10 protein-coding genes are annotated in these 14,431 nt (G+C 73.0%); all 10 read left to right on the plus strand.

From position 1 onward, the window contains the following. The first annotated feature begins 174 nt into the window (after positions 1 to 174). The 10 genes from AOM46_RS19625 to AOM46_RS19670 all read left to right on the plus strand — a co-directional run bounded on the left by AOM46_RS19625 (position 175) and on the right by AOM46_RS19670 (position 14,428). Complete coding sequence (locus tag AOM46_RS19625) at positions 175 to 2,604, plus strand: alpha/beta fold hydrolase (RefSeq protein WP_267887816.1); 2,430 nt, start codon at positions 175 to 177, stop codon at positions 2,602 to 2,604. After that, complete coding sequence (locus AOM46_RS19630) at positions 2,586 to 3,602, plus strand: 3-oxoacyl-ACP synthase III family protein (protein ID WP_062213830.1); 1,017 nt, start codon at positions 2,586 to 2,588, stop codon at positions 3,600 to 3,602. Before AOM46_RS19625 ends, AOM46_RS19630 begins: the two co-directional genes overlap by 19 nt. Beyond that, positions 3,599 to 4,999, plus strand: a complete 1,401-nt coding sequence (locus AOM46_RS19635; RefSeq protein WP_062213832.1) for an NAD(P)/FAD-dependent oxidoreductase — start codon at positions 3,599 to 3,601, stop codon at positions 4,997 to 4,999. Before AOM46_RS19630 ends, AOM46_RS19635 begins: the two co-directional genes overlap by 4 nt. Next, positions 4,996 to 6,039, plus strand: a complete 1,044-nt coding sequence (locus tag AOM46_RS19640) for an AfsA-related hotdog domain-containing protein (protein ID WP_062213834.1) — start codon at positions 4,996 to 4,998, stop codon at positions 6,037 to 6,039. Before AOM46_RS19635 ends, AOM46_RS19640 begins: the two co-directional genes overlap by 4 nt. A gap of 5 nt (positions 6,040 to 6,044) precedes the next feature. After that, on the plus strand, positions 6,045 to 7,382 hold the full coding sequence (locus tag AOM46_RS19645) for an FAD-dependent oxidoreductase (RefSeq protein ID WP_062213836.1): 1,338 nt from the start codon (positions 6,045 to 6,047) through the stop codon (positions 7,380 to 7,382). After that, entirely contained in the window at positions 7,379 to 8,179 is an 801-nt protein-coding gene (locus AOM46_RS19650) for an SDR family oxidoreductase (protein WP_062214354.1), read from the plus strand. The genes AOM46_RS19645 and AOM46_RS19650 overlap by 4 nt, the downstream gene beginning before the upstream one ends. Further along, positions 8,169 to 9,179: an acyl-CoA desaturase gene (locus AOM46_RS19655; protein ID WP_062213839.1), complete on the plus strand. Its 1,011-nt coding sequence runs from the start codon at positions 8,169 to 8,171 to the stop codon at positions 9,177 to 9,179. Before AOM46_RS19650 ends, AOM46_RS19655 begins: the two co-directional genes overlap by 11 nt. 49 nt (positions 9,180 to 9,228) lie before the next feature. Further along, the gene (locus AOM46_RS19660; RefSeq protein ID WP_062213841.1) at positions 9,229 to 10,866 is read left to right on the plus strand and encodes an AMP-binding protein; all 1,638 of its coding nucleotides are present in this window, start codon (positions 9,229 to 9,231) and stop codon (positions 10,864 to 10,866) included. Between the two features lie 408 nt (positions 10,867 to 11,274). Beyond that, a complete protein-coding gene (locus AOM46_RS19665) occupies positions 11,275 to 12,276 on the plus strand; it encodes a beta-ketoacyl-ACP synthase III (RefSeq protein ID WP_062213843.1) in 1,002 nt (333 codons plus the stop codon). A 352-nt stretch (positions 12,277 to 12,628) separates the two neighbouring features. After that, positions 12,629 to 14,428, plus strand: a complete 1,800-nt coding sequence (locus tag AOM46_RS19670) for an AfsR/SARP family transcriptional regulator (protein ID WP_062213845.1) — start codon at positions 12,629 to 12,631, stop codon at positions 14,426 to 14,428. Positions 14,429 to 14,431: the final 3 nt, after the last annotated feature.

A 14,431-nucleotide genomic window follows, 5' to 3' on the forward strand; every position in this document is an offset into this window, starting at 1 on the left:
ACCAATACCACCAAACCAATAACAACCACAGAAACCACCCCCCAAACCCCACAAACCCCCGAAACACCCACCATCTGGACCCTCACCGCCAAAAACCCCACCACCCTCCGCCACCAAGCCCAACAACTCCACACCCACCTCACCACCCACCACCCCCACACCCACCCCACCCACATCGCCACCGCCCTCACCCACACCCGCACCCACCACCCCCACCGCACCACCCTCACCGGCACCACCACCCACCAACTCCTCACCACCCTCCACACCTACGCCCAGGGCCAGAACCCACCCCACACCGCCGAGGGGCAGGTCACCGCGGGCAGGACCGCGTTCCTCCTCCCGGGCCAGGGTTCCCAACGCCCCGGCATGACCCGCCAACTCGCCACCGCCTACCCCGTGTACGCCGAGGCGTTGGACGCGGTCTGCGCGGTGCTGGACCCCGAACTGCCGCGCCCGCTGCGCGAGGTGCTGTTCGCCGAGGACGCCGCCGACGACTCCGTCGCGGGGGCCGTCGGGAACGCGCTGGACGAGACCGGCTTCGCGCAGCCCGCGCTCTTCGCCGTCGAGGTGGCGCTGTTCCGGCTGCTGGAGTCCTGGGGCATCACGCCGGATCTGCTGCTGGGCCACTCGGTCGGGGAGATCGCCGCCGCGCATATGGCCGGCGCCCTCACCCTGCCGGACGCCGCCGCCCTGGTCGCCGCGCGCGGCCGGCTGATGCAGGCGCTGCCGGCCGGCGGCGGGATGCTCGCCGTGCAGGCGAGCGAGGACGAGGTGCGGGCGGCGCTGGCCGAGGGGCCGGCGGACGAACACGGCCCGGTGCTGGCCCTGGCGGCGGTGAACGGGCCCTCGTCGACGGTGGTCTCGGGCCCGGTGGCCGCGTTGGAGCGGTTCGAGGCGCCGTGGCGCGCGGCCGGCCGAAAGACCAGGCGGCTGCGGGTGAGCCACGCGTTCCACTCGCCGCGTCTGCTCCGCCCGATGCTGGACGAACTCGCCACCGTCGCCCAGGGGATCACGGTCGGCACACCTCGGATCCCGCTGGTCTCCAATGTCACGGGCGAGCTGTGGGACGCGGAGACGGTCGCGGATCCGGAGTACTGGGTGCGGCACGCCCAGCAGCCGGTGCGTTTCCTCGCCGGGGTGCGGGCCCTGGAGCGGGGCGGCGCGGTCGGCTTCCTTGAGGTCGGCCCCGGCGGGACGCTGTCGGCGCTGGTGCGGGACGGTCTGAGCGCGCCGGCGGACGCCGTGGTGGCCGCCGCGTTGCCGGCACGTCAGCCGGAGGCGCAGGCGCTGCTTGAGGCGTTGGGCGAGCTGTACACCCGTGGTCTGGTCGAGCTGACGGGGCTCTTCGATCCGGCGCGGGCCCGGGCGGTGACGCTGCCCACCTACGCGTTCCAGCGCCGTCGTTACTGGCTGACGCCGGACGCGGAACGGCCTCGGTCGACTGCCGGCGCGGAGACCGCCCCCGAGGAGACTCCCGGACCCGTTGCGCCCGGCGATCCGCTCGCGCTGGTCAGCGCCGAGGTCGCGGCGGTGTTGGGCTTCGCCGGCGACGAGGTGGTGGATCCGGAGCGCACCCTGTTGGAGCTGGGGGTCGACTCGATGGGCGCGGTCCGGCTCCAGCAGCGGCTGACGGTGGCGACCGGACTCGATCTGCCGCCGACGCTGCTGGTGGAGCACCCCACGCCGGCCGCGCTGGCCGAACGGCTGCGGGCGCTGCTGGGGCAGGAGGCCCCACCACCGCCGGCGGTGACGGCCGGCGGCACCTTCACCGCGCTGCTGCGCACCGCCCATGAACGGGGTGAACTGGCGGGCGTCGTACCGCTGTTGGCCGCCGCCGCCGGATACCGCCCGACGTTCGCCGATCCGGCGGAGCTGGCGGGGCCGCCGGCGAGCGTGCTGGTCTCGGACGGGCGGGCGGAGCCCACGCTGGTGGCGGTGCCGTCCTTCCTGGCCGGCTCGGGGCCGCACCAGTTCGCCCGGCTGGCCGCCGGGTTCGACCGGCGGCCCCGGATGGCCGCGCTCAATCTGCCGGGCTTCGGCCCGGGCGAGGCGCCCACGCCTGCGCCCGACAGCTGGCGGGCCGCCGTGGCGGCGCTGGCGGCCGGGACGCTGGCGGCGGCCGGGGACGGGCCGCCGGTGCTCGTCGGCCATTCGATCGGCGGCGTGCTGGCGCACGCGGTGGCCGGTGCGCTGCGGGACGCGGGCCGTCCGGTCGCCGGGGTGGTGCTGATCGACACCTATGAGCCGCTGCCGGCGGTGAGCGCCGAGGTGTTCGGCTGGGCGATGGGGCACATCCTGGACCGCGACCACGCCTATGTCGATCTGACGGACGACAAGGTGCTCGCCATGGGCGGCTATCTGCGGCTGCTCGACGGCTGGGCGGCCGACCAGGTGCCCCGACTCGACGTCCCCACCCTGCTGTTGACCGCCGAGCGCGGTCCCGAGGCACCGGCGGCGCGCTGGCCGCCGTGGCGGGCGGTGGACACCGTCACCGAGGTGCCCGGCGACCACTTCTCGCTGCTGGAGAACGACGCGCCCGGGGCCGCCGCCGCGGTCGAGGACTGGCTTGGAAAGGAAACGTCATGGCACAGCTGGGCATAACCGACTTCGGGAGCTGGCTTCCCGAGCGGGTGGTGGAGCCCGACTTCTTCCTGGACGAGGACGCTCCGCCGGACCCGATGGCCGCGTTGCCGCTGTTCAAGGTGCCGCGCACCCGGCATCACGTCGGTCCTGGGGACACGGCGGCCGAGATGATCGCCAGGGCCGCCCGTCCGGTCCTCGAACGGCTCGGCGACCGGCCCGAGGGGCCTCGGGTGGATGTGCTACTGACCAATGTGCTGTTGCCCGACGAGCCGTTCATGGGCGTCGGCGCCCAGGCCGCGCACCGGTTGGGGATCGACCCCGAGTGGGTGGTCGACCTGCACAACACCGGCTGCGCCTCCTTCATGTACATGATCTCGTTGGCGCAGAAGATCATGGCGGACGGCGCGGCGCGCACCGCGCTGATCGCCAATGTGCAGAACACCGCCGGGCGGATGTTCGCGCAGCCCGGCGTGCGGAAGAAGGGGCATGCCGCGGTGCCGGGCGACGGCTGTGGCGTCGCCTATCTGGAGCTGGGCGGACGTTCCCCGGTGCTGGGGGTGGTGACCCGTTCCATCCCGGCCTACGCGGACGATCTGGGCATCGCGACGGAGGACGGGCGGCGGTACTGGGAGCCGGGCGAGGGTGAGATGGACATCGCGTTCGCCGAGGGGAAGACCAGCGAGATCCTGCAGCGCGGCAACAGCCTGGTGCCCGAGCTGGTCAACGAACTCATGGCCGAGCTGGGCGAGTCGGCGTCCGCCATCGACGTGCTGGTGACCAACCAGCCCAACCGGATCTTTCTGAAGAACTGGCGGGAGGCCCTGGGGCTGGACGCCAAGCACCATCTGGACACCTTCGACGCGCTGGGCAACCTCTATGGCGCGGCGGTTCCCATCACCCTCGACCGGGCGGCGCGCGCCGGCGAGCTGCGGGACGGTGACCTGGTGGCGATGTCGGGATTCGCGCACGCCGGGGACTTCGCCGCGGCGGCCGCCGTGCGGTGGAACGCCGCATGAGCGCCGGCGGATCCACGGGCGCGGCCCCGGACACCAACGGCGACGCCGATGTGGTGATCGTCGGGGCGCGGGTGGCCGGCTCCTCGCTGGCCGCGCTGCTGGCGCGCGGCGGGCTGCGGGTGGTGGTGCTGGACCAGGCGACGACGATCGGCTTCACCCTGTCGTCGAACATCGTCCAGGCGGACTCGCTGGCGTTTCTCGACCGGTTGGGGCTGACGGAGCGGCTGCGGGCGGCCGGGCTCACCACGATGGACCAAGTCGACATGCGCCTTGAGGACTTCCGGGCGGTGCTGCCGTTCCCGACCCGCCCGGGGGATGTGGGCGGCGCCGCCTGTCTGCGGCGGCAGGTGCTGGACCCGCTGCTGGTCGAGGCCGCGCGGGAGGCCGGCGCCGATGTCCGGCTCGGGGTGAAGGTGCGGGGCCTGCTGCGCGGTGACGACGGGCGGGTGGTCGGCGTGCGAACGGCGGAACGCGGCGGCGGGGAGGCGACGGTGCGGGCCCGGCTGGTGGTGGGCGCCGACGGGCGCGCCTCCACGGTCGCCCGGCTGGCCGGCGCCCGGCAGTACCACGTGACGCGGAACGAACGCGCCTACTACTGGACGTACTTCGAGGGTGCCGACACCGGCGAGGCGCCGACCTTTGTCTTCCACCGCTGGGGCGACCGGCACCTGTTGGGCGGCCCGGCCGACAACGGCCTCTATATCGTGGGGGTTTCGCCGGAGCAGCACGAGCGCGAGACCTTCCACGACGATCTGGAGGGCTCGCTGATGGCGCACGCGCTGAGCTGTGCGCCGATCGCCAAGGCGATCGGCGGCGCCAACCGGGCCAGCCGGGTCTTCGGCATCCGCCGCTTCTCCGGGTACTTCCGGGAGGCGTCCGGGCCCGGCTGGGTACTGCTGGGCGACGCCGGCCACTTCAAGGACCCGGCCGGCGGTCGCGGCATCGGGGACTCCTTCCACCAGGCCGAACGGCTGGCGCCGGCCGTCACCAGGGCCGTGACCGAGAACCGTCGGGACGCCGAACTCGACAGGCTCTGCGGCGAGTTCGGCCGTTGGCGGGACCGTGTCTACGCCGAGTACTACGGGCTGGCCAGCGATCTGGGCGTGGCGGGCCCGATCGCCTCGGTGGTGCCCGAGGTGGTGCGGCGGCTGCACGCCAGGGGACAGGGCGGCCGGGTGCTGGACCTGTTGAGCCACCGGGTGGGCGTGCTGGGCGTGCTCACCCCGGGGCGGGTGGCGGGCGCCACCGGCCGGCTGTTGCTGCGCGGCGGCGGGCGCCGCGCGCTGCTGTCCGAGGTGCGCGCCCTGGGCGGCACCGAGATCCGCCGGCGGCGGGCGATGCGCCGGCCGGCGTACGCACCCGTTCCGCCGCACGCCGAAACGGAGTTGAGCGCATGACGAACATCCCCGACCACGAGCCGCCGCTGCCCGCCGGGGTGGACCTCGGCTTCGAGCGGACGGTGCCGAGGGAGCTGGCGCACCGCCGTCAGCTGGGCGAGGTCTTTGTCGCCGACTCGGCGCGGGTCGGCGAGGGCGAGGACGATTTCGTGATGTCGTTCCAGATACCCAGGGCGCACAGCCTGTGGTCCGACCGGGATCCGGCGCACCACGACCCGTTCGCCTCGGCCGAAGCCGCGCGGCAGGCGATCTTTGTGATGCTGCACCGGCATGTCGGCGTCGAGGTGGGGCTGCCGTTCAGCCTGCAGCGGATCAGCTTCCGGGTCGAGGACCCGGCGGCCTACCGCGACGACGACCGTTCGCCGCTGGAGGGCTTCGCGCGCTACCGGATCGTCGAACGGTCCAGGCGCGGCGCCGATGTGACCGGGATGCGGCTGGCCGGGACGATCGGGATCGCCGGGCGCCGGGCGATGACGCTCACCGCCCAACTGGCCTTCATGTCGCGGGCCGACTACGACGTGTTCCGCGCCTTCCAGCGCGGCCAGAAGCCGGTGGCCACCGCGCGCGCGACGCCGGTGACCCGGCTGGCCCCGGCGGCCGTGGGCCGGTCGATCCCCCGCAACGTGGTGATCGGCACGCCTCGGCACGCCCAGGGGGGCGGCGAGCCGCTGCTCGCCCTCGACCAGGGCCATCCCGCGTTCTTCGACCACGACTACGACCACATCCCGGGCCCGTTGATGGCCGAGGCGATGCGGCAGGCCGCCGTCGCGGCGGCGGACGCGGCGGGCCTCGCGCGCCCGGCCGACGCCCTGGCGGTGGGCCTCACGGCCAAGTTCCTGGACTTCGCCGAGTTCGAGGCCGATCTGGTCTGCGAGGCCAAGGTCGGCGACGGCACGGACGACGAGGGACGGCTGCCGGTCGCCGTCGTGCTGCGCCAGTTCGGAAAGCCGGTGGTGGAGGGGCGGGTCGACCTGCTCCCCGACCCCCGGCGCAGTCAGGGCCGGCGCGTTCCGGCGGCCACCGCGACAGAAGAGGACTGACAGCGATGCCCAAGGACCAGCAGGAGAACGGGCGGCGCGTCGCCGTGGTCGGGGGTGGCATCTCCGGGCTCACCGCCGCGCTGCGGCTGCGACTCCTCGGCCATGACGTGGAGTTGATCGAGGCGGACGAGACGCTGGGCGGCCGGTTCGGCGTCGGTCGGCTCGGGGACCGGGCGGTGATGACGGGCGGCAAGAACATCGGCCGCCGGTACGAAACGTTCCGCTGGTTCACCTCGGAGCTGGGCGTCGACTCCTACGAGTCGTTCGGCTACAACGCCTCCCGCGTCAAGGACGGCCGGGTGCTGACGCTGGACAGCGAACGCCGGGGACAGACCCTGCGCAACATCCGCCGGATGGGTTCGCCCAGGGACCTGGCCCGGCTGGCCGCGATGGCGGTGCGGATCCGCGCCGACGCGTCCAACCGTTTCCTCGGCTCCCGCTACTTCGGCCGGATCTCCCGCCGGCACGACAACGCGCCGCTCGCCTCCTACTTCGGCCCCGAGCTGACGGACGCGCTGATCCGCCCGATGGTGATCCGCAACAACGGCGCCGAGCCCGACGAGGTCTACCCGGGCACCTTCGGCACCAATCTGGCGATGCTGCTCGACCACTACGACCAGCTGTCCGGCGGCATCCAGCCGGCGCTGGACGCGATGGCCGAACGGGTGCGGGTGCGGGCCGGGGCCCGGGTGGAGCGGCTGGTGCGCGACCGGCGCGGGCATGTCTCGGGGCTGGCGATCTCCGAGGCCGGGGCGCCCGCCGAGATCCACGACTACGCCGGGGTGGTGCTGGCCACGCCGGCCCACGCCACCGCGGCCATCGTCGCCGAGACCGAGCCGGCGATGGCCGAACGGCTGCGCGGAGTGCGGTACTTCCCGTCCACGGTGGTGCTGGTCGAATACGACCAGCCGATCTTCACCAGCGATGTCAGGGCGCTCGCCATGGACGACGGGCCGTGCAGCAACGCCGGCTCGTACGGCAAGGAGGAGCGGCATATCGTCCGCTACACCTACAGCGGCAACCGGGGTGGGCGTCTCGTCGACCCGACGCCCGAACGGATCGACAAGCTGACCACCGAGAGCGAGGCGCTGCTGGTCAAGCATCTGGGCGCGCCGCGCGCGACCAGGCTCAACACCCTTACCAAGCACTGGCCGGCCGCCTACAGCGGCTATCTGCCGCACCATCCGGTCTTCCTGCGGCGACTGCACGAGGACGTGGTGTCGCTGCCGGGGCTCGAACTGGCCGGCGACTATCTGCAGGGCGTCTCCATCGAGGCGTGCGCCCGCTCCGGACGCGCCGCCGCCGGCCGGCTCGCGGCCCACCTCGGCGGGGCCGCCCGATGAGCTGGGCGGTCGTCACCGGCGCGTCCTCGGGCATCGGGGAGTGGCTGGCCCGAGGTCTGGCGCGGCGCGGCCACAGCCTGTGGCTGGTCGCCAGGAGCGGCGACACCCTGACCCGGCTCGCCAAGGAACTCACCGACGCGCACCCGGACATCGAAGTCCGGGTGCGGCCCTGCGACCTGTCCGATCCCACGGCCAGGGCGGCGCTGGTGGAGGAGCTGGCGGCCGAGCCCATCGGAGTGCTCTGCGCCAACGCCGGATTCCCCACCTGCGGCGCGCTGGCGGAGAACGATCCGGCGCGCGAGCTGGCCGAGATCCAGGTCAACGTCGTCGCGCTGCACCAGCTCACCCTGGCGCTGCTGCCGGGGATGGTGCGGCGGCACGCCGGCCGGGTGCTGGTCACCGGCTCGACGGCCGGCCTGCAGCCGGTGCCGACGGCCGCCACCTATGCGGCGACCAAGGCGTTCGCCAACACCTTCGCCGAGTCGCTGCACGCCGAACTGCGCGGCACCGGCGTCAGCTGCACACTGCTGTCGCCCGGGCCGACCCGCACCAACTTCTATGGCGCGGGCGGCATTCCGCGCCTCACCGAGCAGCGGATCCTCGCCTGGCTCACCCCCCAACGGGTCGCCGAGGCGGGCCTTACCGCCCTGTTCCGTGGTCGCCGAACGGTGACCCCTGGCCCTGTCGCCAAGGCCCAGGCCCTCGTCGGCCGCAACACCCCACGCGCGCTGCTCTTCCCCGTGCTGCGCGGCGCGTTTCTCCCTCGACTCAGGAAAGCGAGAAGCCATGGACGGTAGAAGTCATCGCTGGTTCATCCTCGGCGCCTCCGTGATACCGCTGATAGCGGTGTTCGGCGCCATGGTCCTGCTCTGGAACAGCATCTTCGGCTGGTCGGACGTCGTGGTGCTGGTCATCATGTACACCATCTCCGGCTTCGGGATCTCCACCGGCTACCACCGGATGCTGACCCACCGCGCGTTCGAGACGCACAAGCCGATCCGGGTGGCGCTGGCCACCGCCGGCGTGATGGCCGGGCAGGGCCCGCCGATCATCTGGGCGGCGCACCACCGCAAGCACCACCGGGTCGCCGACAAGGAGGGCGACCCGCACAGCCCGCACCTGGACTTCGAGCCCGGCTTCAAGGGCATGATGGCCGGCCTGTGGCACTCCCACCTCGGCTGGCTCTTCGACACCAAGCTCACCTCGGACCCGATCCGTTACTGCCCCGACCTGGTGCGGGAGAAGCCGCTGCGCTGGCTGAGCGAGAACCTGCTGCTGGTGACGGCCGCCAGCGTCGTGCTGCCCGGCGTCATCGCCTTCGCCATCACCGGCGGCGACGTCCAGGCGTTCCTCACCGGCATGCTCTGGGGCGGCCTGGTCCGCATCTTCCTGATCAACCACATGACCTACGCGGTCAACTCCGTCGGCCACTACTTCGGGCGGCGGCGCTTCACCACCACCGACGAGTCCAGGAACGTCGCCTGGCTGGCCATCCCCTCGTTCGGCGAGGCCTGGCACAACAACCACCACGCGTTCCCCCGCTCGGCGCGGCACGGCATGAAGTGGTACGAGGTCGACCTGAGCGCCATCCTGATCTGGTCCATGGAGAAGACCGGGCTGGCCTGGAAGGTCATCCGGATCGACCCCGAGCGGCTGACCATGCGCGAGGCCGGCATCAGCCGGGTCTCCGGCGCCAACCAGGACCGGCAGGAGCTGCTGGAGGCCCAGCAGAAGCTGGCCCCGATGGCCGAACGCGACAAGCAGAGCGCCGCGGCCTCCGTCGTGGACGTCGAGTAGTCCCCGCCGACGGGCGCGGCCGGGCTTCGAGTAACGGGGAGACACCTTCATGCAGTTGTGGAAATCACTGACCAACGGTTCCTCGCACGGCGTGCTGCACGTGTGGGCGGGCGAGGACTTCGAGCACACACCGTGGCGTGCGGTGGTGGCCGACGCACACGGCCTGGCCGCCTCGCTGCGGGCCGCCGGGGTCCGTCCCGGCACCCGGGTCGCCACCATCCTGACGAACACGCCCGCCACGGTGCGCGGCCTGCTGGCCATCTGGCTGGCCGGCGGCGCCGTGGCCTCGTTGCCGCTGCCGACCCGGGGGCAGAGCGACGCGGAGTACGGGCAGCAAGTAGCGGTGCTCTGCGAGCGGTTGGACCCGACGCTGCTGCTGGCCGACGAGGCGATCAGCGCCCTGCTGCCGGACCGGCTCACCAGTGACCTCCCCGTGCTGCCCTGGACGTTGAGCGGACTTGCCGCGCCGGCCGGCCCGTTCGAGCCCAGCCCGCCGGGGCCGAACGATCTGGCGTTCGTCCAGTACTCGTCGGGCAGCACCTCGACCCCCAAGGGCTGCGCGCTGACCACCCGGGCCATCGAGGCCCAGATGGAGATCATCCTCAGCCTCACCGGGGGCCGTCCCGGCAACGACACGGTGACCTCCTGGCTGCCGCTCTCCCACGACATGGGGATGTTCGGCTGCCTGCTGTACGCCTGGGCCTACGACTTCCACTTCGTGCTCTCCACCCCGGAGCGGTTCGGGATGGCGCCCAGGACGTGGTTCCGCGACATGTCGGAGTACGAGTCGACGATGACCGCCGGCACCAGCACCGCCGTCTATCTGGCGACCCGAGCCCAGGGGCGGGCCGAACTCCCGCGCGGGCTGGCCTCGTTGCGGGCCGCGGTGATCGGCGCCGAACGTCTCGACTGGGAGACGATGCGGGCGGCCACCGAACGGTTCGGCGCCTACGGCATGGCGAGGACGGCGCTGCAGCCGGCCTACGGCATGGCGGAGGCCACCCTCGCGGTGAGCGGCAAGCCCTGGGACCAGGAGCTGCGGGGCACGGTGCTGGACGGGTCCGCCCTCGTCGACGGCGTTGTCGCCGAGGTGGCCGAGGACCATCCACGGGCGACCCGGCTGGTCTCCAACGGCCCGGCGCTGCCCGGCGTCACGCTGGACACGGGGGCGCCCGGCACGGTCGGCGAGATCGTCGTCCGCTCCCCCAGCCTCGCCGAGGGCTACCTGGGCGATCCGGAGCGCACGGCCGCCCGCTTCCCCGAGGGGCGGCTGCGCACCGGCGATCTCGGCTTCACACACGAGGGCGAGATCTATGTGGTGGGCCGGCTGGACGACATGCTCTCGGTCGGTGGACGCAAGGTCTACGCCTCCGAGATGGAATCGGCCATCGACAACCACCCCCAGATCCGCAAGGGTTGCGTCGCGCTGGTGGACGTCGGCACCTCGGGTCTGCCCAGCCTGGTGCTGATGATCGAACCCCAGGGCAGGCCGAAGGACTACCAGCCCATCGCCGACCACGCGGCGGCGGCGGCACTGGAGAAGTCCGGGGTGGCGCTCACGGAATGCCTGTTCCTGCCGCGTGGCGCGCTGCCCAGGACCCCGAGCGGAAAGATCCAACGGTTCCGCTGTCGCTCGCTGTTGACCGAGGGCCGGCTGGAGCCACTGGCCCGCGTCGTCTACGCCTGAGGAACCCCGGGAAGGAGTCGCGGTTGCCCCCGTCCCGGAACGACGGAGACGGGATTTCCCCGGCTCGCACCGTAGGGTTTCTCTCTCGTCGCCGATCGCCCGCCCGGAAGGTTCCGTTGAGGCCCTACAGCAGTTCCCCAGACCGACAACGTCAGCCCGTCGGCCGATGCGGGTCCGCCCGCCGGCGATCGGCGCCCCGCGGATGAACGCGGGCGGTGGACGCCGGGTTGTCGACCCGGGCCACATAGCCGGGGGCCCGCACCGCGTGTCGCCCGTTCGGCCCCCGTCCCGCACACGGGGCGCCGGACGTGCCCTCCCCTCGGGGGCGAACCAGCCGCCCCCGCCCTGCTTCGCAGAAGCCCGTTTCCTCCCCGGCGCCAAGGCCGGGATCTCCACGGAGGTAGCCAGATGAAGCCGCGGATCACACCCGCCGCCGGCGCGCCGCACGCGCGGGTGCTCGGCGTGGGCGGCTACCGCCCACGCCGTGTGGTGACCAACGAGGAGGTCTGCGAGCGGATCGACTCATCCGACGAGTGGATCCGCACCCGCACCGGCATCGTCACCCGGGGGTGGGCGGAGCCGGACGAGACCCTGGCCGAGATGGCTGTGGCCGCGTCCGGGAAGGCCCTGGCGGCGGCCGGCATCGCGGCGGACGCCGTGGGCAGCGTCATCGTGGCCACCTTCACCCATCTCTGGCAGACCCCGGCGGTGGCCACCGGCATCGCGCACCGGCTCGGCGCCGACCGGGCCGCCGCGTTCGACATCTCCGCCGGCTGCGCCGGGTTCGTCCACGCCCTGGCGCTGGCCTCGCACACCGTGCGGGCCGAGGGCGGGTATGTGCTGGTCGTCGGCACCGAGCGGATGACGGACCTGCTGGACCTCGAGGACCGTGCCACCGCCATCATCTTCGGCGACGGCGCGGGCGCGATGCTCGTCGGCCCGTCCGAGACCCCGGCCATCGGCCCGGTGGTCTGGGGCGCGGACGGCTCCCAGCCGGACGCGGTCACCCAGACCGTGCCCTGGGACGCGCTGCGCGAGGACCGCGAACTGCGCTGGCCCGCGCTCACCCAGAAGGGCCAACAGGTCTTCCGCTGGGCGGTGTACGAGGTCACCGACGTGGCCCGCAAGGCGGTGGCGGCGGCCGGCCTCACCATGGCGGACATCGACGTGTTCGTACCGCACCAGGCCAATGTGCGCATCATCGACGCGATGGTGCGCGGCCTGGGCCTGCCGGAGTCCACGGTGGTGGCCCGGGACGTGACCAGCTCGGGCAACACCTCGGGGGCGTCCATCCCGCTGGCCATGGACGCGTTGCTGGCCAGCAACGAGGTGGGCCCCGGCGATCTGGCGCTGCTGATCGGCTTCGGCGCCGGCCTCTCCTTCGCCGCGACCGTGGTCACCGTCCCCTGACCGAACCGGATGTGGCCCCGTCACGTGTCATCCCGACGCGCGGCGGGGCCTTCTCGTTGCCCCCTCAACTACTCGCCGCGTCCATGTCATTGCCCTTCGCCCGGATCTGACAGCAAGCTGCGCCGAGGCGCGGCAGGTTCCTGACGCCATCGCCCCTGCCCAGGCCCGGTCGACGCGAGTAGCGTCGGGGTGCCCCCACAAGGAGAACGTTCGCAGATCCAGGTGGCCCCCGCATGACGACACCGCTCGTGCCCCACTTCCCCGCTCTCCCCGAAATCCGCACCACCCGCACCACCCGCCCCCAGGAAGCCGCCGTTCCCCCCGCTCCCACCGGACGCGGGAGGTGAGGCCCGTGCGGTTCCAACTCCTCGGACCGCTCAGCATCACCGACGGCCAGGACACCGTCGTGCTCCAACCCTCCAAGCCCGCCAACCTGTTGGCCGCGCTGCTGCTCAACTCCAACTCGATCGTCTCCGTGGACTATCTGCAGCGGATGGTCTGGGGCGACGAGCAGCCGGCCACCGCGCGGGCCGCGCTCCAGACCTGTGTGCTGCGCCTGCGACGGCTGTTCGTCAAGCACGGCGTGGTGGACACGCCCATCGAGGCGGTCCCCGGCGGCTACCGGATCACGGCGGACGCCCGCTCCCTCGATCTGGTGGAGTTCCGCGAGCGGGTCCGCCAGGCGGAACACGCGGCGGAGGGCCCCGAGGTGGCGCTCGCCGCGATGCGGGAGGCGCTGGGGCTGTGGCAGACCGGCGTGCTGGCGAACGTCCGCTCCGAGGTACTGCACCGCGACGAGGTGCCGCGCCTGGTGGAGGAACGGTTGCGCGCGGTGGAGCGGATGTGCGATCTGTGGCTGGCGCTGGGGCAGTGCGGGCAGGCCCTGGTGGAGCTGTGGACGGTGACCCGCGCCCACCCCGACCACGGCAGGTTCCGGGAGCAGCTGATCGAGGCGCTGTACCGCACCGGCCGGCAGACCGAGGCGCTGGCCGAGTACCGGCGGTTCAAGGAGTATCTGCTGGAGGGTCTTGGCGTCGATCCGTCGCAGACGCTCCGCCAGTTGGAGCTGTCCATTCTGCGCGGCGAGGATCTGGGCCCGGTCGCCGAGCCGCCGGCACGCCTCGCCCTGCCGCCCGCCCCGGCCGAGTCCGGCGAGCCGGCGCCGGCGCTGCCCGCCGTGCCGTGGTTCAGCGGCCGGGAGGCCGAAGTCGCCTCGCTCACCCGGCGGTTGGCCGAGGCACCGGGCGGCTCGGGCGCGCCGGTCGCCGAACTGATCTGCGGCGCCCCTGGGATCGGCAAGACCGCCCTGGCCCGGCAGGTCGCCCATCTGACCCGGGACCGCTTCCCCGGCGGCCAGCTGCTGGTGCGGATGTCCGAACCTGACGGCGCGGCCCGCCCGTTGGCCGAGGTGCGCGCCGAACTGGCCGCCGTTGTCGAGGAGTCGGACCAGCAGGGCCGTGCCCTGCTGGTGCTGGACGATGTGGTGGACGCCGGTCAGGCCCGCGCGGTGCTGGCCGAGGTCGCCGGGCACACCGTGCTGATCACCAGCCGCCTGGGCCTCGCGGGACTGGTCGCCACCCACGGCGTACGGGTGCACCGGCTGGCCGCGCTGGCGCCTTGCGCGTCGGACGAGCTGCTGGTCTCCGTGCTGGGCGCGGAACGGGTGGCCGCCGAGCCCGAGGCGGCCAGGGAGTTGGCCACCGCCTGCGGCCACCATCCGATGGCCCTGGTGATCGCCGCCGCCCGCCTCCAGACCCGGCCGGCGCTGGCCCTGGCCGACTGCGTCAGCTGGCTCGCCGAGGACCCGCTGGCCCGGCTCACCCTGACCGGCGACCCACGGATGTCCGTGGCCCGGCTGCTGGACGGCGCCGTCGGCCGACTCGAACCCGAACTCGTCGACGTCTACGCGGCGTTGGGCGAGCTGGACGCCGCCGCCTTCGACGCGGCCGACTGCGCCCCGATGCTGGGCCGTTCGCCCGCCGAAAGCGACGACATGCTCGAACGGCTCGCCGACACCGGCCTGTTGGAGGACGGCCCGCCGGGCCCCTACCACATGCAACCCCTGCTGCGGCAGCACGCACGCCGCACCGCCCGCTGGGCCCATGGCCCGATCAGAACCAGACAGCCCGTCCAACCAAGACAGAAGGTGTGAGAG

Origin of the sequence: Streptomyces sp. NBRC 109706 (assembly GCF_000974485.1) — a bacterium.
Classification (GTDB): domain Bacteria; phylum Actinomycetota; class Actinomycetes; order Streptomycetales; family Streptomycetaceae; genus Streptomyces.

Bases quoted from the DNA above. Each gene is read 5' to 3' on its own strand.
- AOM46_RS19630 (WP_062213830.1), top strand. From the start codon at position 2,586: ATGGCACAGCTGGGCATAACCGACTTCGGGAGCTGGCTTCCCGAGCGG.
- AOM46_RS19635 (WP_062213832.1), top strand. From the start codon at position 3,599: ATGAGCGCCGGCGGATCCACGGGCGCGGCCCCGGACACCAACGGCGAC.
- AOM46_RS19640 (WP_062213834.1), top strand. From the start codon at position 4,996: ATGACGAACATCCCCGACCACGAGCCGCCGCTGCCCGCCGGGGTGGAC.
- AOM46_RS19645 (WP_062213836.1), top strand. From the start codon at position 6,045: ATGCCCAAGGACCAGCAGGAGAACGGGCGGCGCGTCGCCGTGGTCGGG.
- AOM46_RS19650 (WP_062214354.1), top strand. From the start codon at position 7,379: ATGAGCTGGGCGGTCGTCACCGGCGCGTCCTCGGGCATCGGGGAGTGG.
- AOM46_RS19655 (WP_062213839.1), top strand. From the start codon at position 8,169: ATGGACGGTAGAAGTCATCGCTGGTTCATCCTCGGCGCCTCCGTGATA.
- AOM46_RS19660 (WP_062213841.1), top strand. From the start codon at position 9,229: ATGCAGTTGTGGAAATCACTGACCAACGGTTCCTCGCACGGCGTGCTG.
- AOM46_RS19665 (WP_062213843.1), top strand. From the start codon at position 11,275: ATGAAGCCGCGGATCACACCCGCCGCCGGCGCGCCGCACGCGCGGGTG.